The 18,950-nt window shown below is 42.4% G+C and carries 15 protein-coding genes; 10 read left to right on the top strand and 5 right to left on the bottom strand.

Features of this window, described 5'->3' with window-relative positions:
* Positions 1-55 precede the first annotated feature (55 nt).
* The gene (locus tag ACT3TH_RS05480) at positions 56-1,183 is read right to left on the bottom strand and encodes an FUSC family protein (protein WP_444754845.1); all 1,128 of its coding nucleotides are present in this window, start codon (positions 1,181-1,183) and stop codon (positions 56-58) included.
* Positions 1,184-1,591: 408 nt separating this feature from the next.
* Here ACT3TH_RS05480 and ACT3TH_RS05475 point away from each other — a divergent pair, with 408 nt between their 5' ends.
* Both ACT3TH_RS05475 and ACT3TH_RS05470 read left to right on the top strand, forming a co-directional pair.
* Positions 1,592-3,412, top strand: coding sequence for an acyl-CoA dehydrogenase C-terminal domain-containing protein (locus tag ACT3TH_RS05475; RefSeq protein WP_444754844.1), 1,821 nt, complete (start codon positions 1,592-1,594; stop codon positions 3,410-3,412).
* Between the two features lie 122 nt (positions 3,413-3,534).
* Positions 3,535-4,020, top strand: a complete 486-nt coding sequence (locus tag ACT3TH_RS05470; RefSeq protein WP_444754843.1) for a hypothetical protein — start codon at positions 3,535-3,537, stop codon at positions 4,018-4,020.
* An 87-nt stretch (positions 4,021-4,107) separates the two neighbouring features.
* Here the strand turns inward: ACT3TH_RS05470 and ACT3TH_RS05465 are convergent, their stop codons facing one another.
* Positions 4,108-4,482 carry a 5-carboxymethyl-2-hydroxymuconate Delta-isomerase gene (locus ACT3TH_RS05465; protein ID WP_444754842.1) on the bottom strand — a complete coding sequence of 125 codons (375 nt, stop codon included), beginning with the start codon at positions 4,480-4,482 and terminating at the stop codon, positions 4,108-4,110.
* A 100-nt stretch (positions 4,483-4,582) separates the two neighbouring features.
* Positions 4,583-5,071 (bottom strand): Cys-tRNA(Pro) deacylase, encoded by a 489-nt coding sequence (gene ybaK / locus ACT3TH_RS05460; RefSeq protein ID WP_444754841.1) that lies wholly within the window; start codon positions 5,069-5,071, stop codon positions 4,583-4,585.
* Positions 5,072-5,236: 165 nt separating this feature from the next.
* Here ybaK and plsB point away from each other — a divergent pair, with 165 nt between their 5' ends.
* Both plsB and ACT3TH_RS05450 read left to right on the top strand, forming a co-directional pair.
* Positions 5,237-7,990, top strand: coding sequence for a glycerol-3-phosphate 1-O-acyltransferase PlsB (gene plsB / locus ACT3TH_RS05455; RefSeq protein ID WP_444754840.1), 2,754 nt, complete (start codon positions 5,237-5,239; stop codon positions 7,988-7,990).
* Between the two features lie 229 nt (positions 7,991-8,219).
* Positions 8,220-9,569: a hypothetical protein gene (locus ACT3TH_RS05450; RefSeq protein WP_444754839.1), complete on the top strand. Its 1,350-nt coding sequence runs from the start codon at positions 8,220-8,222 to the stop codon at positions 9,567-9,569.
* A gap of 95 nt (positions 9,570-9,664) precedes the next feature.
* Here ACT3TH_RS05450 and ettA read toward each other — a convergent pair whose 3' ends face one another.
* Positions 9,665-11,326, bottom strand: coding sequence for an energy-dependent translational throttle protein EttA (ettA, locus tag ACT3TH_RS05445; RefSeq protein WP_444754838.1), 1,662 nt, complete (start codon positions 11,324-11,326; stop codon positions 9,665-9,667).
* A 394-nt stretch (positions 11,327-11,720) separates the two neighbouring features.
* Here ettA and ACT3TH_RS05440 point away from each other — a divergent pair, with 394 nt between their 5' ends.
* The 4 genes from ACT3TH_RS05440 (at position 11,721) to ACT3TH_RS05425 (ending at position 15,203) form a co-directional block, all read left to right on the top strand.
* Complete coding sequence (locus tag ACT3TH_RS05440; RefSeq protein WP_444754837.1) at positions 11,721-12,935, top strand: flavin reductase family protein; 1,215 nt, start codon at positions 11,721-11,723, stop codon at positions 12,933-12,935.
* A 29-nt stretch (positions 12,936-12,964) separates the two neighbouring features.
* The gene (locus tag ACT3TH_RS05435) at positions 12,965-14,257 is read left to right on the top strand and encodes a fatty acid desaturase family protein (protein ID WP_444754836.1); all 1,293 of its coding nucleotides are present in this window, start codon (positions 12,965-12,967) and stop codon (positions 14,255-14,257) included.
* A 231-nt stretch (positions 14,258-14,488) separates the two neighbouring features.
* Positions 14,489-14,782 (top strand): GNAT family N-acetyltransferase, encoded by a 294-nt coding sequence (locus ACT3TH_RS05430; protein ID WP_444754835.1) that lies wholly within the window; start codon positions 14,489-14,491, stop codon positions 14,780-14,782.
* A gap of 127 nt (positions 14,783-14,909) precedes the next feature.
* Positions 14,910-15,203 (top strand): 4a-hydroxytetrahydrobiopterin dehydratase, encoded by a 294-nt coding sequence (locus ACT3TH_RS05425; RefSeq protein WP_444754834.1) that lies wholly within the window; start codon positions 14,910-14,912, stop codon positions 15,201-15,203.
* A 101-nt stretch (positions 15,204-15,304) separates the two neighbouring features.
* Here ACT3TH_RS05425 and ACT3TH_RS05420 read toward each other — a convergent pair whose 3' ends face one another.
* Entirely contained in the window at positions 15,305-15,460 is a 156-nt protein-coding gene (locus ACT3TH_RS05420; protein WP_087041892.1) for a DUF1328 domain-containing protein, read from the bottom strand.
* A 561-nt stretch (positions 15,461-16,021) separates the two neighbouring features.
* On the opposite strand from ACT3TH_RS05420, the gene ACT3TH_RS05415 reads away from it, so the two are divergent.
* Complete coding sequence (locus ACT3TH_RS05415) at positions 16,022-17,323, top strand: saccharopine dehydrogenase family protein (RefSeq protein WP_444754833.1); 1,302 nt, start codon at positions 16,022-16,024, stop codon at positions 17,321-17,323.
* Positions 17,324-17,875: 552 nt separating this feature from the next.
* On the top strand, positions 17,876-18,655 hold the full coding sequence (locus ACT3TH_RS05410) for a hypothetical protein (RefSeq protein ID WP_444754832.1): 780 nt from the start codon (positions 17,876-17,878) through the stop codon (positions 18,653-18,655).
* Positions 18,656-18,950 lie beyond the last annotated feature (295 nt).

Here is an 18,950-nt window from a genome sequence, read left to right as displayed (position 1 = left end):
GTATACGCCTTAAATTTGTCTATCTTTTTATAAAGATAAGATTGTCTAAAACGCGTCATTCAAAACGCGCCAATAGCCATTTTTCCATGCGCCGTAACGGCGTGCGTAGATTGGTTGAATGCATCACCACTGCCCCTGCCAGACCAACCAAACAGCCAATTGCTGTATCAAACAAGCGCGCCTGAATTACGGATTGATAGGCTTGCTCAGTAAAAGGCAACCCGCTGCCATACTCAGCAATGAATATTGTCAGTGGTGTGATAAATATCACAGCCAGCCCATAATGCCGATCAACCAAAGATTCTATACAAAGCATCATGAGCAAGATTGCCGATGCCACGCCCCATATTGGCAAATCCCAAGCCAGCATCCAACTCGCTAACCCCAAGCCCAAGATTGTGCCTAGCAGACGATGTATCTGCTTAATCCATACGGTTCGCAAATGAATACCTTGAATAATTAAAAAGCAGCTGATTGCCGCCCAGTATGGATTGGCGAGATTTAACATCAAGGTAATGAGTAAGGCCAGACTGACAAAACCTGCCACGATCATACTTTCGCCCAGCGTGTCTGGCTCATAGCTATAAGTGGGCGTCGGTGTAGCTGGGCGCGTCGCTACTAAAAACAACGAATACAACAGCGACAGTATTAAGGCAAAACCACTGCCTAGCATTACCAACCCCATAGCGGGCATAAGTGCTTCTAAAGGCAAAGGAATAAATAGGGCAATAGCACCTGCCATCATAACAAACAATCCAGCGGGCGGTGGCTGACGATAGTAGCGACCCAAAATCACAATACCAAACGCCATTAAAGTAAATACTGGCAATTTTAATACAGGGACTTGCTGTGCAATCAAACCCAGCGCAAAACATAGTGACATGGCAAAGCTCCATGCCATCACTGTCACCAATCGATAAGGCAGTTTGCCAACGAGCGGCGTATTTAAAATCACCATCGCACCCAAAGATGCCTTAATCCCTGAGGACAAGTCACCAAAATAAGCACCCACAAATACAGGGAAACTAATGGCAATTGCAGCAATAATTGGCATGTGCCAAGGTCTTTTGCTTCGGTTTACGGTCAGTAGATGAGACAGCTCACCACCAATCAGTGTTTTTATGCGAGCAAGCAGTTCTATCAGCCAAGAATCTTGCTGGGGCTTGCGTGTCGACTCACCCATCACTGGCGCTCCTTATACTATAAATACGTATATCTGTCGTGTGTTAAAACCAATGCTAAAGACAAATACGTACTGTTCAATGAACAGTCATAAAAGCCAAACCGATTTATTCATAACTTATTATTTACGTTTTATACGATTGCAATGAATATTAGTTATTAGTTATATATTTGTCGTCATATAAGACTTATACTGCTATTACTACTGTGACGGCCGCTTTCTATCGAGAAAGCCTTAACATTACTCAAAAAAAATCATCTGTTTTTAACAAACTCAAGTAACGACCAGTGTTATTGTCTAGTTTCATCCAAAATAATCAAACAATCGTTTATATAAACTGTCTATACCAATCAGGGCTTACCAACTAAGCCGACTACCTAAGATAACGAATAACTAAAGAGAGCGACTATGTTAACTTACAAAGCACCTTTGCGTGATATCAAGTTCTTGATTAACGATGTTTTTGACTTTCAGACGCATTATAAAGACTTGGACAATGGCGCAAACGCCGACCCCGAAACCATCGACATGATATTACAAGGCATGGCTGATTTTGCCGAAAATGTCATTGCTCCTATCTATCAGTCTGCTGATGAAGAAGGCTGTCATTTTGAAAATGGCGTGGTGACAACACCAAAAGGTTTCAAAGAAGCGTACAATCAGTTTGTCGAAGGTGGCTGGCAAGGTATCTCATATCCTGAAGAATATGGCGGTATGAATCTACCTATGTCGATTAACCTTATCAAAGGTGAGATGATCGGTACTGCAAACTGGCCATGGGCGATGTATTCTGGTCTATCTATCGGTTGTACCAACACATTATTGCAGTATGGAACAGACGAGCAAAAAGCGATTTATCTGCCTAAGCTGGTTGAAGGAACTTGGGCTGGCACCATGTGCTTGACTGAGCCGCAGTGTGGTACCGATTTAGGACAGGTCAAATCAAAAGCCATTCCACAAGATGACGGTACTTATAAAATCAGCGGCACTAAGATTTTTATCTCAAGTGGCGAGCACGACTTGACAGAAAATATCGTTCACATCGTGTTGGCTCGTTTGCCAAATGCGCCAGAAGGCACACGCGGCATCTCATTGTTCATTGTACCAAAATTCACGCCTAATGCAGGAGGTGAATTGGGTGAACGTAATGCCGTGGTTTGTGGTTCAATCGAACACAAAATGGGTATCAGCTCTTCTTCTACGTGCGTATTGAACTTCGATGGTGCGACGGGTTATCTGATCGGTGAGCCGAATAAAGGCCTAAAAGCCATGTTCACCTTTATGAATACTGCTCGTATCGGTACTGGTATCCAAGGTCTAGCGCATACTGAATTGGCGTTCCAAAATGCCTTGCCATATGCCAAAGAGCGTCGTTCTATGCGTACGTTATCAGGCACCAAAGAGCCTGAAAAAGTTGCCGATGCCATTATTCATCACGCTGATGTACGCCGTATGTTATTGACGCAAAAAGCCTTCGCTGAAGGTGGCCGCTCAATGATTTATCACTCTGCTCGCTACGCTGATAAAATGGCACAAGGCATCGTAAATGGTGACGACGAAGAATTTGAAAAGTGGGATGACAAACTTGGGTTTTATACGCCAATCCTAAAAGGCTTTTTGACCGAGCTGGGTATCGAAGCGGCCAAGCATGGTCAGCAAATCTATGGTGGTCACGGCTATATCAAAGAATGGGGCATGGAGCTGATCGCTCGTGATGCTCGTATTGCTACTTTGTATGAAGGGACGACTGGCGTACAGGCGCTGGATTTACTTGGCCGTAAGGTTATCTTGCAGTCTAAAGGTAAAATTATCCGCGACTACACCTCAAGCATCATGAAATGGTGTGGCGAGTACGCACTTGACAAAGACATGCGTAAATTTGTTTGGGCACTCACCAAATTATGTGCTGAATGGAATACCCTCACCGTACGCTTGATGCTGATGGCACGTAAAGATCGTGAAATCATCTCAGCCGCTTCAGAAGATTTCTTGATGTATTCAGGCTATGTCATGATGGGTTATCATTGGGCACGCATGGCAGCTGTCGCTTATGAAAAAATCAAAGATGGCGGCGTAGAATCACCGGAATTCTACAAAGCGAAAGTCCAAACGGCGGAATTCTATTTTGATAAAATATTGCCACGTACTTCGGGCCACGCCGAAGCGATGGTCGCGCCAAGTGAGAGCATGACATCGATGGACATTGATAACTTCGCTTTCCTAGACTAGGATTGCATAAAACTTATATCACGCTCGTTAAAAAAAGCGCCTAGCAATTAGGCGCTTTTTTATGTTTAACTAAAACTCACTGCGCTTATTAAAAGAATAAGTAGCAATATTCGGAGTCCATTATGTTGCCTATCAACCATAAAACCGTGTCGCTAGCTTCAAAAGGCTTAGGAGTGCTGTTGCTCAATACCGCAATTATCATTATAAGCACTAATAGTGCCATTGCTAAAAACAGCGATACCCCTATTCACTTTGCCAAAGGCGCAATCACTAGCGTGACGACTGGTAAACTCAACCCCAATGAAGATGATCATTGGTACCGTTTTCAGGCAGAAAGTAAGCAGTATACCGTGATCAATATTTTGCCACTGGCAGGGACTTCTGAAACCGCCAATGTGGGCATCCTGCACATGCCAAACGGTACGCAAGAGGGGACCAAAGGCGGTATTGTTTATCAAGGCTGCTTACCCACGACCGGAGAATATCGCTTGCGTATCGCGCGCAATCTGATGGCAACCAACGGCAAAACTGCAGGCTATACAATAGAAACCATGATACTACCTAAATACGCCAGCGAATCCCTATGCAAGCAATTAGCGCCCAAGTAGTCATCGCTACAGTCAGTCAGCGCACCCGCTTTATAAAAAGCTTGGACAGCACAAACGCTTGAACTGTCCAGTATTAATTTTCTAGTATTAACTACCCAACATTTTCTTGTGATAAACCGCACTAATTTCTTCGACTTCAACACATACTTGTAGCGAGGCGCGACCTGATTGTTTTGGGTTAAGCTCGGCTTCTATTGCTGCCACCAACAATTGCGCTAGTTGATTGCGAGTTGCCAAATCACGCCCTGTCATTATTTTTAGACTGGCATAAATAAAACCATCGGCTTGTTCATCATCTTCTATGCCCACCAAAAACTTCTCAATCGGGACGAGACGGGTTTTGATTTCTGCTGGTGCACCAAAGTGACCGCTGTCCCATAGTGCTTTATTCAAAGATTTGAGTAAAGACTCTTCATGAACGATACTGACATTGGGCGTTGCTTGAATGGTCAAATGCGGCATAAATACATCCTTTAAAGTACGAGTGAAAAAAGTGGGGGGGAAAGATAACAGATCAGCGACTACAAGCCGCTCAATTTATCCACAATCAATAATAACCGTTTTAGTCATCGGTAATCGCGCTAAAACGAGCAGCAAGAGCGTCAGCCAATTGTAGAGGCGGTAGCTCAATCTCTAGGCCGCGGCGTCCACCACTCACATAAATCGTGGCATGCGCTTGCGCGGAGTCATCTATGATGGTCGTTAAACGCTTTTTTTGTCCTAGTGGACTGACGCCGCCCAGCACATAACCAGTGCTACGCTCTACTTGCTTGGGGTCAGCCATTTGGACTTTTTTGCAGGACAGCAATTTATTAGAGGATAAGGCTTTAGCCATTTTCTTAAAATTCAATGTTTTATCTACCGGCAAAATAGCCACAGCAAGCGCACCTGCATCTGTCGATACCACCAATGTTTTAAAAACCTGCGTAACATCAACCCCAAGCTTTTCAGCGACTTCTAATCCAAACGAGGCGGCTTGACTGTCATGAATATATTCGTGTAATCGGTAATCAAGACCACGTTTTTTAGCAAGATCAATGGCTGGCGTCATAAGCGTTTACCTTTATTTGTTACCACGACTGCGCTAGCAGCCATGAGCTTCCTTGTGAGCATTAAGCAATAGGAATAATAGCAGTATATACAGACACTATATATCGCTTTGATGGCTTTTATGGCATTATAAGCGCAACATATTTGACTATTTTTGATACTAATTATGATACCGAAGTTCCTGAAAAAACGGATTTTTACAGCGCCCACCGCGACCAATAGCCCATCTGCAACTGACACCAATTCAGCCGCCTCCACAACTTATGCGAAGGCGCCAATCAATCAGCTGTATCGTAAGCTATCGGGTCAACTGCTTGACGTTGCCGTCAAACCCAAGCTCTTGGGCGAGCTGCCTGAGTTTGAAGCTGACGATCAGATACTAAGATTTTATGTATTACAAGATTATTCGCGCTCAAACAGTATTTTGATCGATTTGCAGACACAAGAACATAAGCTACCACCTGCGTTGGTGGGCGTAAATGATGCTGCCCATCGTATTAAAGAAAATGCAGCCATCATTTTTTTGAATCATCCAAATGCCAAAGACAATCAATTATCACCGCGCCTTTCACGCTTGGTTTCTGCTGTATTGCAGTATCCAGATCTGAAGGTACGTTTGGTGCCTGTCTCTATTCTGTGGGGACGCGCGCCAGAAAAAGAGGACTCGCTGTTTAAGCTGCTCACGGCCGATAACTGGGAAGACCCAAGTATCACTAAGCAGTTATTTAATATCGGCGTGATGGGACGTGACACTTTTGTACAATTCCACCCGCCGCAAGATTTGCGTACCATCATCAATGACAATCTTAAAGGCGATACAGAGGACGATACTACCCTTGATTCAGTAGCTACTGAACCAAGTAGAAAGGTATCAAATAATACAGACAATGAAAATAATGCTAGCGTATCGCCAAGTTATTCGTTGATGGCGGCGGCTGATGGCAATCGTGAGTTGGTTCGTACCTTACAGCAGCAGTTGACGATTTATTTAGACAAGCAGCGTGCCAGTATGCTCGGTCCTGATTTATCAGACAGGCGTAACCTCGTAGACAAGCTGGTGTACTCGCCAGCCATTAAGCACGCGATAGAAGCAGAAGCCGAAAAGACAGGTACTAGCGTTCGTGAAGCTCGCTTGTTGGCCAAAGGCTATGCTAATGAGATGGTCAATGATTACTCACACTCTATCGTGCGCGGATTTTATAAGTTCTTAACTTGGTTATGGACACAGTTGTATGATGGCGTCGAGGTTCATCATTTTGAGCGCGTGCGCGAGCTTGCCGCGGACTATGAATTGGTTTATGTGCCTTGTCACCGCAGCCACGTTGATTATCTATTACTGTCTTATGTCATTTACAAACGTGGTCTCAGTATTCCTTATATCGCAGCAGGCGACAATTTAGACGTCCCAGTATTAGGCCCTCTATTACGGGGCGCTGTGGCTTTCTATATACGTCGTAGTTTCCGTGGCAACGCGCTGTATACTGCCGTCTTACGTGAGTACATGCACACGCTCATCACGCGTAACACACCGATTGAATACTTTATTGAAGGCGGGCGTTCGCGTTCTGGGCGTTTGTTACCACCGAAGATGGGCATGCTTGCAATGACAGTGCACAGTCAATTGCGCCAGACCAATAAACCAGTGGTTTTCATTCCAACGTATATCGGTTATGAGCGCATCATGGAAGGCGGCACTTATGTCGGTGAGCTAAAAGGTAAGCCAAAAGAGTCTGAATCTTTGATTGGATTGTTGAAGGTTGGCCACAAAATCGAGCGAATCTTTGGTACGGTGCATTTGAGCTTTGGTAAACCCCTATATCTCAGCGAGTTCATGCAAAAATTTGATGTGCCAGCCAACAGTCTGCCACCTGATCGTACCGACACCCCGCTAGATGACAAAACCAGTGCTATGGTCGATAATATTGGCGTCAAAGTCATGCAGCATATCAATAAAGCGGCAGTGGTCACGCCTGTGTCGTTGCTGTCATTGGTACTGCTATCCGCACCCAAAGCGGCCTTAGATGAAAGCAGTTGTCGTGAGCAAATCGCACTCTATCAGGGGCTTGCTCAGCAGTTAGCGTATTCCGATGACACTGTCATCACAGATATGAGCCCGCAGCAAATCATTGATTACGGTATCAAGCTTAAGCTTATCGAACGTACGCCGCACATCTTAGGCGATATTATTCAAATCGCAGGCAAGCAAGCAGCATTACTCAGCTACTTCCGTAATAACATTTTGCATGTCTTTATCCTATTGTCGTTCTTGGCTGCTTTAGTGGCGCGTAATGGCCGCATGGAACGTAGTCGCTTAAATAGCATTGCTGAGCAGTTATATCCATTTTTACAAAGCGAGTTATTTTTGTATTATCCTGCTCATAGTCTAGGCGATACTCTAGATAAAAAAGTCGATAGCCTACTCTCTCACGGACTGATTGTAGAATTAGGCAACGGCATGCTTAGTGTGCCTGAGTCGAATAGCATGTGTTACCAGCAGCTGCAAGTATTGGCGACCCCTGTTGGACAAAGTCTTGAGCGTTACTTTATGACCCTTGCTCTACTGGCTCAACAAGGCTCAGGCAATTTGACCGAAAACGAAGTCGTTGACTTGTGTCACCTGCTTGGCCAACGCTTGTCTGTGCTATACGCTGATGATATTCCTGACTTCTTTGACCGTGCTTTATTTACTAGCTTCATTAGTGCCTTGACTCGTCTCGATTACTTACAAAAGAATGAGGAGACTGGCGTATTGACATTCGATCACCGCATCAATGACATTGCTCATCACGCCAAATACGTCTTGACGCCTGACATGATGCAAATCTTGCATCAAGTAGCAAGCTTAGATGAAAGTGAGATTACTCATGCCATTACTGAAATTAGTAATAAAAAGCAGCGTAAATTTGGGCGTAAACGTTAATAATCGATAAAAAAGTCAGCAGTGGGCTGTTTGCAACCAATTGATAGTTTTTATTCAGAAGGGACTTTTAAGTCCCTTTTTGTTTGCTATCTGATTTATTTTTGCTATGATTGCAGAGCATTGTAAATCGCTATTAAAATTGTAATCATTAAAAAGCGCATTTCATAATGTATTTTAATTTCTTAAATAATCTGACCCCTCGCCTGTCGTCATGCTATGACAGCTATATATGAATCTAAATTTTTATCAAGTAAATCGTCCTTTTTCTTTGTTCAATACCTCTCAAATTAACCATTCACGAAACTTCCAAAGCTCAATAACACCCAATATAGATAGCTCAACATTTATATTGTTTCCCTATATCATGCCACAACCCCCTTATCCTACACCTCCTAGTTCTATAGCTAAATTCACTAGATATGTCAGAAATGAAAGTATTTATAACGATCTAAAAAGTCTTAATTCTCAGCAAATCAAAGAATTCCTACTTAGCTATCAAGCTTTTAAGCATCAAATATTCGGTACTCAAAATCCAACCGATATTACTAATCCTTTCTATCAATGGGTAATCAAACACAACTTATCCGCTTGGGATATTCAAAAAAGTATTATCGACTGCTATCACAATGATATTAATAAAAAGGTTAAGCCTATTTGGTCTCGAGCTCGTATGGGACAAAGTCGAACCATATTGCCTGATGGTCGTATTATCTTAATCGGTGGCGAGTACGAAGACGCTTACGATCCAAATTTTTGTATTTATAATGACGTTACGGTGATTTATCCAAACGGTGATATCAAGATCTATAACTATCCAAAATCTGTATTTCCGCCTACCGACTTCCATACGGCGACGCTGATAGGTTCAGGAGATAGCGAACATATTATTATTATCGGCTCATTAGGCTACCCTGAGGATCGTAAATTTAGTCATACACCAGTTTATCGTCTCAATACGCGTAGTTTTAAGATAGAGCAAGTTGCCGCACGCAATAGTATAGGTTGGATTCACCATCATAACGCTGTATTAAAAGACAATCGAATTATCGTCACAGGTGGTCAGGTTCTGATAGATGAGACTATGCCCCTACTCGATAATATCGATACGTGGGTACTCAACCTAAACACACTCATTTGGAAAAACATTACAAACCTGTGTAGAAAATGGCAGCGCTTTTATGTCAAACGACAAGACGATAGCTGTCTCAGTCTTTACGACTATGGACAACTGAACTATCAAATAGAATCAAACAATCTGCAACAGGCTAAATACCATATTGAGACCATTAAACATTTGATAGGTAAAGCACCTGATCTGGACAGTTATCGTTTGCTCCTTATTCCGCCTATTGATCATGAAGTTGTTTCTACTTTTGATGATAGCGATAAGCTAAATAGCTACGATACAACACTATATGTAGATGGTATTAAAGTAGGCTATAAAACCAGTGATGACAGCTGCATCCAAGTAATTATTGAAGGCAAACTATCCAGTGATAAACTTGAATTATTACAACAAAGCCTACGTCATAAATTAGAAAAAGTTGAAAACATGGCTTGTGAGATCATAGACATCTAATTTAACCCATTCATTAAATTAAACACAAAAAAAAGACCTCTAACGATTAGAGGTCTTTTTTATTACGTCAGATCTAAACTTTTACAGCCAAATTCCTAGGTAGAAATCTTTTTATATTTCATGCGCTTAGGGCTGGCATCATCACCCATGGTCTTTTTGCGATAAGCTTCAAACTCAGTGTAGTTGCCATCGAACCATACCGGGCCTTCATCTTCAAATGCCAAGATATGAGTGGCGATACGGTCAAGGAACCAGCGATCATGCGAGACGACCATAACTGTGCCTGGGAATACTTGAATCGCATCTTCTAGTGCACGTAAGGTTTCGATATCCAAATCGTTTGATGGTTCATCGAGTAGCAGTACGTTAGCACCTTGCTTCAATGTCTTCGCCAGTTGCAAGCGGTTACGCTCACCACCAGAGAGTTGACCAACATGCTTTTGTTGATCTGAGCCTTTAAAGTTAAAGCGACCGATGTAGGCACGGCTTGGCGTCGTATAGTCGCCAACAGTGATGATATCAAGGCCGTCCGACACTTCTTCCCAGACCGTTTTCTTATCATCTAGGTTGTCACGTACCTGACCGACGTAGGCCACTTTAACACTTTCACCCAAATCAACTGAGCCAGTATCTGGCGTATCGCGCTCGGTAATCATGTTGAATAGCGTGGTCTTACCGGCACCATTTGGCCCGATAATACCAACAATAGCGCCCGCTGGTACGTTAAAGCTTAAGTCTTTATAAAGTAAACGATCACCAAATGATTTGGAGATATCGTTCACTTCAATGACTTTGTTACCTAGACGTGGACCAGGTGGAATATAAATCTCAGAAGTCTCATTACGTTTTTGGAACTCGGTTGAGTTCAACTCTTCAAAACGCTGGACACGAGATTTAGACTTGGCTTGTTGACCTTTTTGATTTTTACGAATCCACTCAAGCTCTTTTTTCAGTGCTTTAGCAAAAGATTCTTCTTGCTTGTTTTGCTGCTCAAGACGCGTATTCTTTTGCTCTAGCCACTCAGTATAGTTGCCTTCATACGGATAGCCATGGCCACGGTCAAGCTCCAAAATCCACTGGGCGACATTGTCCAAGAAGTAACGGTCATGGGTAATGGCCACGATCGTACCGCTATAGTTCTGCAAGAACTGCTCAAGCCATGCGACAGATTCTGCGTCCAAATGGTTGGTCGGTTCGTCAAGTAACAGCATGTCAGGGCGTGATAGCAGCAAACGGCACAATGCGACGCGGCGTTTTTCACCACCAGACAGTTTGCTCACATCCGCATCCCATGGTGGCAGACGCAAGGCATCAGCCGCTTTTTCTAGCTGGGTGTTTAAGTTGTGCGCATCCCATGCTTGAATGATGTCTTCCATCTTGCCCTGCTCTTCTGCAAGCTTATCAAAATCAGCATCAGGTTCCGCATATTCTGCGTAAATAGCATCCAGACGCGACAATGCATCTAAGGCTTCGCGCATGCCATCTTCGACATTACCACGGACGTCTTTGCTGTCATCAAGCTGTGGTTCCTGCGGCAGATAGCCCACTTTTGTACCTGCTTGCGCACGGGCTTCACCACTAAACTCAGTATCCACGCCTGCCATGATACGCAGCAAGGTGGATTTACCTGAACCATTAATACCCAATACACCAATTTTGGCACCTGGGAAAAACGATAGGTTAATATTTTTGAGAATTTCACGTTTAGGTGGAACAAGTTTTGACACGTTGTTCATCGTGTAGATATATTGAGCCATTAACACTCCGATAGACTGCATAGAAGAGGCAAGCGAATCATACTCAGCAATGATACCAAGCGTGCTACACCTCAAAATCAGGGTTACAAATTATGGATCATTATCGCATTGTGACGCATACCCTGCAAGCTGAGAGGTTGTTTTACCACGTGTTTTACCGCTTTTGTCATGAATCGGTGATATTTAAAGGTACAAGCTGTGACGAAACTGACAATTAAGCACACAAAAAAAATCATGAAATCTTTCGATAATTTAATCAATAGTCGTTAGAATGTTAGATTACCTTAACAAGATCAAGTAGTTTGCTCTAACTGATAACCCATAAAACTGCCTAAATTTTGATATAAAATTGATGGTATTATTTGTCTATAAGCATTAGGAAGGTAATAACTCTATGACCACTGGTTACCGCCCTGAATGGGTTCAAGGTGCGTTTGTTGATTTTATTGGGTCGCGCTTGCACCCGTTTTGGTCTCTGAAGATACCGAAACTACGCTTTTTAGCACGGCATCAGTTAAGTGATGATTTGATAGCGCTACAGTTTGAAACCAATTATGCCTTTAGACAACAAGCGCCTGACTGGCAAGGTGGACAGTATCTGAATTTAAGTGTTCTTATTGATGGTACTTATCATCAGCGCAGTTACTCGCTAGTGGGTCTGCCCCAACAGCCGCTTTGGTGGCAAAATGAGATCGTTAATAATAAAACAAACAAAAATAATCAACGTCATACGGTGACGATTGCCATTAAGCCACAAGGATTGGTTTCGGATTACTTAACCAAACGTATGTCCCTTGGCACAGTAATCAATAGCAGCCTCCCAAGTGGTGCATTTACCTTAACACAAACACCATCGGTAAAGCTGGCAAGCGCCCTTATTAAACAAGAATCTACCGTACCATTGGCATTTAAGAAATCCACACCGTTACTGTTTATTGCGGGTGGTAGCGGCATTACGCCAATGCTAGGACTCATCACGCAGGCACTAAAATACGGACATCAGGTCACCTTATTACATTACAGTCGTGCTGTACTGCTTCAAAATGAATGGCAACAACTGGCTGCAATATACCCAGCTTTTACTTATCATTTGATTAATACAACAGATTCCAATACTTACTTGGTAGGCACGCGATATTTGAGCGGACACAGCTTGTTGGCATTAGACTTGCCATTGGCAGATACGCAGATATTTGCTTGCGGCTCGCCCGCTTTATTGGCTGGCTTATACAATGCAGCTACCGAGATAAGCTTGCCACAGAACAAACAGTTGCGTGACAACATCATTGTAGAAGACTTTGGCAATGCTTCTTCTGATTTCACTAGCGACCAAATACACGATAAAACAGCAAAGCAAGAAGCACAGACGATTTATTTACGCGCACGGCAGCAGCAATTTAGCAGTGACACGACTTTACTGATTGCCGCTGAAAAAGCAGGTATTCGCCTAACCCACGGTTGCCGGCAAGGTATTTGTCAATTGTGCCGCTGTCGTAAAATAAGCGGTGTGGTCAAAAATATCCAAACAGGCAAACTCAGCAGCGATGGCAATGAATTTATACAGACTTGTATCAATATTGCTATGACTGACGTGGTATTAGATGTTTAACGATTTTTCAAAATAATGAGTACCAATCAATGAAAATAAACAGCAATCACAAAAGCCTACCACCCCAAGCTGGGCGCTATCCGATATTGACAGGGACGCCATTGACAAAAGAGCAGACGGAAGCTCTGGGTGAAGAGTTGAACGCCCTTTACCACAGCGTGATGGACTCGCTAGGCAGTGATGAGGCAAAGTACATTCAGCGAGTTTATGCCACAGTAGTATATAGCGAGCTGGTCGCACGCGGCTTATTGGCCACAGCAGGACGACTGTCAACAAAACCTCATCAAGTAGGTACTTGGTTAGCGGGCACAGCTTTGCTCAGTTTTAGCAAAATACTGAACAATATGGAGCTTGGGCACAACGTGATGCACGGTCAATATGACTGGATGCAGCACCCGTATCTCAACAGCCAGAAGTTCGATTGGGACAACGTCTGTCCTTCTCCATTATGGCAACATTCACACAATTACTTGCATCATACCTTTACCAATATTCTCGGCCGTGATCATGATGTGGGCTACCATCTGATTCGAGTGACTGATGAGCAGACTTGGACACCAAGTGACCGCTACAATATGTTCAAAACGGCAATATTGGCATTGGGCTTTGAGTGGGCAGTCGCTTTTCACGACATTCAAATCAGTGTCGATGAGTATGCAGACTCTCCTGAGCTACACAAAACGATGCAACAAAAATCGCGCGCACTATTTGCCAAAATCGCTCGGCAAGTGGGTAAAGACTACATTGTCCTACCGACTACAGTGGGGCTGACGCTGGGTCGAGGTAGTGCTCTAGCGACGCTGAGCGGTAACGCTACTGCCAATGTTGCCCGTAATCTGTGGACATGGGGAGTGATTTTTTGTGGACATTTTACTGAACAGGCGCATATTTATACTCAGCTCGATGCCAATGAGAGCAAAGGCGACTGGTACGTGCGCCAAATTCTAGGTTCTAGCAATATCAAAGGCAGTAAGTTGTTTCATATCTTGACGGGCAATTTATCGCATCAGATTGAACATCATATCTTCCCTGATATGCCGGCCAGCCGTTATGCCAGCATAGCCCCACAGGTACAAGCCATATGTCAAAAGTATGGTTTAACCTATAATACAGGCCGCTTCAGTACGCAGTTCCGGCAAGTGCTCGGACGTATCCGCCATTTCAGTAAGCCAAGCGCAGATGAGTGGCAAGCCCATACACAGTCGCTGGCTAATATTGACACTATTGCTGCTAATAATGTTGATCCAAATACTCAAGCCCCCACTGGTTTAAGTAGATTTCTTTCTCCAGTCGTCCGTCACGCTGTGTCCTATGCTTGGTGAATGCTTTACATAAGATAAGTCTATCAATATTAAGAATGTTAACAGTCATACTATCTACTCTTACGCTAAGTTCCTAGATTGTTGAATATCATTCATCCATACTTAGGGCAACCATATAACAATTTATGAATATTCCTTTTTAAATGGCAGCAATTTGAGTGGCAGCAAGCTGTACAATCAACAGAATGCACCCAAAAGTTTAATAATAACATCCAATGATGGAGAGTAAATATGAGCAACCAAACATCCGAACCAAATCTTGAAATTACCCATAATCAAGCAGCAAACCGTTTTGAAACCTCTATTGGCAGTCAGACGGGATACATCAGTTATCAAGAACGTGATGGCAAACTGGTTTATGACCACACTATCGTACCTCAAGAGTTGGGCGGACGTGGTATTGGATCTGCACTGGTCAAAGAAGCGCTGGATTATGCACGTGAACATAATAAGAAAGTAGTACCTCAATGCTCATTTGTATCGTCTTATATTAACAACCATCCTGAATATCAGGACTTGATATAGTTCGACATTACCGAACTAGGCATATAACAATAGGTCTGCTAAAACATGTGATCACTTATTTATCAGTCATCTGTGTCCCATATAATTTTTAATAAACCAAAACATCATAACAATAAAGGTTATTAATATGAGTAGTTTATCCAACAAACAAATTGATCTTCAGCTAGAAGATTTGGCAGGATGGGAACGCGACGGCAATAGTATCGTCAAAAGCTATCACTTTAGCGATTTTATTGAAGCCATAAGCTTTATGAATCAAGCGGCCTTTCACGCAGAGGCGCTTGAGCATCACCCTGAATGGCACAATATTTATAATGTGGTAAAAGTGCGCCTTACCACACACGATACAGGCGGCATTTCTAGTTTGGACATCCGCTTGGCAAAACGCATGGAACATATCATTCAACCCAAACGTTTTTAGTGCTTTTGTTATCATCTATTTTAGCGAATTTTAAATAAGCAATACCAAAAAAAAGTCCTCAATTGAGGACTTTTTTTGACTTAACGAAGTATGATATGACGTTACATTTTGCGACTGACAAATGCTACGATAAATAGGATGACAGCAACAGCTAAGAAGATATATGCCAAATTAGCAGATAGGCCAGCGACGCCGCCAAAACCTAGTAAACTTGCAATCAATGCAACTACAGCAAAAATAATAGCCCAGCGAAACATAACATTCTCCTCAAATTAATTGTTGAAAAATAAGATGAATAAACGAATAAAGTAAGTTTCAGTTAAATACTTCCTACTGAAATAGTAACTACTAATATTTGTCTAAATTCCTCCGATTCTCCTTTAATGTACTTTTTGTTTTTTTAGTACTTGTTATAACTGCTTACGATTCATAGATTAGCAATGTTTGACTTTAAAAAACGTTCATTTTGGTAATGATAGCGATAACTTATGTAATCTTTGTAGCAAATCTTAGTATTATGCCACTTTTGCCCAACTTTATAGTGTTTGTGTGTAGAGATGGTGACACTCTAACCAATAGTAATTATTTTCGTCCTATAATCTGCTATACATGTTATCAATAAGTAAAGATTGTCTTTACTAGGACAACCATTTTTAAGAGTAATTTTTAAAAACATAAATTTTGATCAACATATATGCTACTAACAAACCTAGTTAAATACGTTAATTCATTCACTGTGTGAATACCTTAACTTATTGTTTGAGCCCTCAAGCATTTTTAATAATTCATCTACAACATACCTATTAAGGACAATAACTATGAACGATAACGCGGATACGTCAAACAGCACATCACAAAGCAATACGTCAAAAAGCAATGCAGAAAAGCGCCCTTATGCGGTTGTTTTGTATGGTGCGACAAGTTTTGTGGGAAAAATTACAGCGCACTATTTGACATCGTTTTTATCCAACGCTAAAGATAAGGATGGTGCCAACGTCACTTGGGCAATAGCGGGCCGTGATGAGGAAAAGCTCAATAAATTGCAGTCTGAACTTGACAGTAAAGTAGATATTATTATTGCCGATAGTAAGGATGTTGCCAGCTTAGATAAAATGACCGAGCAAACTCAAGTCATTATCTCAACCGTCGGCCCTTATCTTAAATACGGTGAGCCTTTGATTAAATCATGTGCTGAAAAAGGGACTGACTATGTCGATCTCACAGGCGAAGCCATTTTTATCAAAGACATGATGGACAAGTACCAAGATACTGCCAAACAAACTGGCGCTCGCATTGTCAACTCGTGCGGATTTGACTCTATCCCATCAGATTTGGGCGTTTATTTTACCCAAACCAAAGCAGAAGAAAAATTCGGTGAGACTTGTAACGTAATTCACATGCGAGTGAAAGCAGCAAAAGGTGGTCTATCAGGCGGTACAATTGCTTCAATGGCAACTATTTTTGAAGAAGTCGGTCAAGACCCCTCGCGCCGTAAGCAAGTAGCAAACCCTTATTTGCTTAACAACGATAAAGAAGCACCAAATGTGCGCCAAACCAATATTAGCAAGCCAGAATATGACAGCGAGCACAAACGCTGGGTCGCGCCGTTTGTCATGGCAAGTATTAATACTCGCATCGTCCATCGTACCAACCAATTGCTCGACTACGAATATGGTCGTGAATTCAAATACGATGAAGCAATGTGGATGAAAGATGGAGTCAAGGGTAAGTTATCGAGTTACGCGATGAGCGCAGGCTTGTTTGGGTTCGCCACTGCCATGATGATCAAACCAAGCCGAGAGTTTTTATCCAAACATGTGCTACCCAAGTCAGGCTCAGGTCCCTCTAAAGATGAGCAAGAGAACGGCTATTTTGACATTCGCTTCTTTGCACAAACCGCCGGGGAAGAAACCATTACTACCAAAGTAACGGGCGACAAAGATCCTGGTTATGGCAGTACCTCGCGAATGCTGGCACAAGCAGCATTATGCTTGGCACAGGATGTCAGTAAAGAAGATGTCAGTGGTGGTTTTTGGACGCCCGCCTCTGCTATGGGCGATAAGCTTTTGATGCGCTTAGAAGAGCACGCTGGTCTCAGCTTCGAAGTTGTTGAAGGTTAGATGGTCTAAATTTATACTTTATTAAATTCTTAAAACATTTTCTGATTCGGTTTTTGATCAGTTGGAAGTTTTAACCGCATTAGTTCTCAATTGATTGTTTTATAACCGTATCTTGTACGCAAGGTACGGTTTTTTATTTTTCAAAATTTTTAGTTCTTGCAAGCAATGTTAATAAATAATAATAACGTTATTTTTAGGTAAGCGATGTTGCCGATTTTCGCGACTTTAATACATTATGCTACACATTCCTAGCGTAATGTCACAGCCATATTGCAGCGAGTGACGTAGGATTGAACAGGTGAGGACATTGGTCATAGGGCATTATCTCTAGTTTAGTAAATCCGGTCTATGACTTTTAAAAATGATCCAGTCTTATTAAGGTACATTTTTAAAAGACAAACGAGGCACTCTATAAAGATGCCAACAAGATAAGCCAATTATAAAAACACTTTAAAGAACCGTGCGGTGTAATCTGCGCAGTTTCTACCTGAAAAATTTCTATTACAAAGCCTCATACTCAAAAAATTTATTCATCATTCAGAGGAAATTACCATGAAACTAAATATAATAACCGCCGCAGTAATGACGACAGGTCTTGCCATGTACGCCAGCTCTGCTAATGCCGCTATGACCACAGATGGCCATGGCAATGTCGGCTATGACAGTTATGATGAGTGCGTGACAGCTGTCAAAGATGGCTCAGCCAAGTTTTATACGCCTTATACTTATCAAAACCCTAAGCGCCAAGCTGGAGAAGCCACTGTTAAAAAAATGCGCTTATCAGAAGTCATGATTCCTCAAAGCGTGGTTAACAGCAACAGCTTACGCACCAGTGACTACTCTGCAGGTGCTTGCGACTTAGGTGTTGGTCAATCAAATGGTCGTTATGGCGTTTCAGGGGCATTGGTTGGCAAATATGTGCCTATTGCAGCTGATATGCCGGTCAACGTCTATATGGACACAGCCGGTAATCCGGTACGCTTAACCATGCAGCAATGCGATAACCATTTCGGCAGTAAGTTCCCCACGCCAGTTGTTAGTGAAGTCGAGGCACCAGAGGCACAAGTTGCTATCACTGAAGTACGTACTATGGAACCAGTCATTGTCGAGACCACTCGTGTTATCCGTCCTTCCAAGTTCAGTATAAAAGAAGTCATCATTGCACCATCGGATCAGGTAAAACGTGTGAACACCGCGCAAGGCACAGCAGTTGCTATTGAAGGGGTAAATCGTACTGTCATCGTCGGTGAAGAAGCAGATCCAGACATCATTGACAACATCGAAATTGACCAGACTTTCCCTGTAAAACGTGTGCCAGACACCAATCCTTAATAAAGGACTGTAATTTTAAACACTGACCAATATATAATTATTGGTTGGTGTTTCCATGCTTAATAAATAACTAAAATTGTTTGAAGTGGGCATAAAATAAAAAATAAACGCTTTATTTTATGGCAATTTTTAATCTGACAATAAGAATACAGTAATTGCACAAAATCACCTGCCAACATCAATCTGTTAGATTATTAATCTATGCACTACTGAATCATTGAATGCTTAATTGCTATTCTCCTCCTTGGAGTTTGTAATCGATTTAGGTTAGCTTATAAAACTCTTCATTGAAATC

Origin of the sequence: Psychrobacter sp. AOP22-C1-C5 (assembly GCF_052378885.1) — a bacterium.
In the GTDB taxonomy this organism is placed as follows: Bacteria; Pseudomonadota; Gammaproteobacteria; order Pseudomonadales; family Moraxellaceae; genus Psychrobacter.
The sequence above is the reverse complement of the archived record's forward strand: the minus strand, read 5'-3'. Positions and strand labels throughout refer to the sequence as shown.

Excerpts from the sequence above, each read along its gene's own strand:
- ACT3TH_RS05480 (WP_444754845.1), bottom strand. The coding sequence starts at position 1,183 with ATGGGTGAGTCGACACGCAAGCCCCAGCAAGATTCTTGGCTGATAGAA.
- ACT3TH_RS05475 (WP_444754844.1), top strand. The coding sequence starts at position 1,592 with ATGTTAACTTACAAAGCACCTTTGCGTGATATCAAGTTCTTGATTAAC.
- ACT3TH_RS05470 (WP_444754843.1), top strand. The coding sequence starts at position 3,535 with ATGTTGCCTATCAACCATAAAACCGTGTCGCTAGCTTCAAAAGGCTTA.
- ACT3TH_RS05465 (WP_444754842.1), bottom strand. The coding sequence starts at position 4,482 with ATGCCGCATTTGACCATTCAAGCAACGCCCAATGTCAGTATCGTTCAT.
- ybaK (WP_444754841.1), bottom strand. The coding sequence starts at position 5,071 with ATGACGCCAGCCATTGATCTTGCTAAAAAACGTGGTCTTGATTACCGA.
- plsB (WP_444754840.1), top strand. The coding sequence starts at position 5,237 with ATGATACCGAAGTTCCTGAAAAAACGGATTTTTACAGCGCCCACCGCG.
- ACT3TH_RS05450 (WP_444754839.1), top strand. The coding sequence starts at position 8,220 with ATGAATCTAAATTTTTATCAAGTAAATCGTCCTTTTTCTTTGTTCAAT.
- ettA (WP_444754838.1), bottom strand. The coding sequence starts at position 11,326 with ATGGCTCAATATATCTACACGATGAACAACGTGTCAAAACTTGTTCCA.
- ACT3TH_RS05440 (WP_444754837.1), top strand. The coding sequence starts at position 11,721 with ATGACCACTGGTTACCGCCCTGAATGGGTTCAAGGTGCGTTTGTTGAT.
- ACT3TH_RS05435 (WP_444754836.1), top strand. The coding sequence starts at position 12,965 with ATGAAAATAAACAGCAATCACAAAAGCCTACCACCCCAAGCTGGGCGC.
- ACT3TH_RS05430 (WP_444754835.1), top strand. The coding sequence starts at position 14,489 with ATGAGCAACCAAACATCCGAACCAAATCTTGAAATTACCCATAATCAA.
- ACT3TH_RS05425 (WP_444754834.1), top strand. The coding sequence starts at position 14,910 with ATGAGTAGTTTATCCAACAAACAAATTGATCTTCAGCTAGAAGATTTG.
- ACT3TH_RS05420 (WP_087041892.1), bottom strand. The coding sequence starts at position 15,460 with ATGTTTCGCTGGGCTATTATTTTTGCTGTAGTTGCATTGATTGCAAGT.
- ACT3TH_RS05415 (WP_444754833.1), top strand. The coding sequence starts at position 16,022 with ATGAACGATAACGCGGATACGTCAAACAGCACATCACAAAGCAATACG.
- ACT3TH_RS05410 (WP_444754832.1), top strand. The coding sequence starts at position 17,876 with ATGAAACTAAATATAATAACCGCCGCAGTAATGACGACAGGTCTTGCC.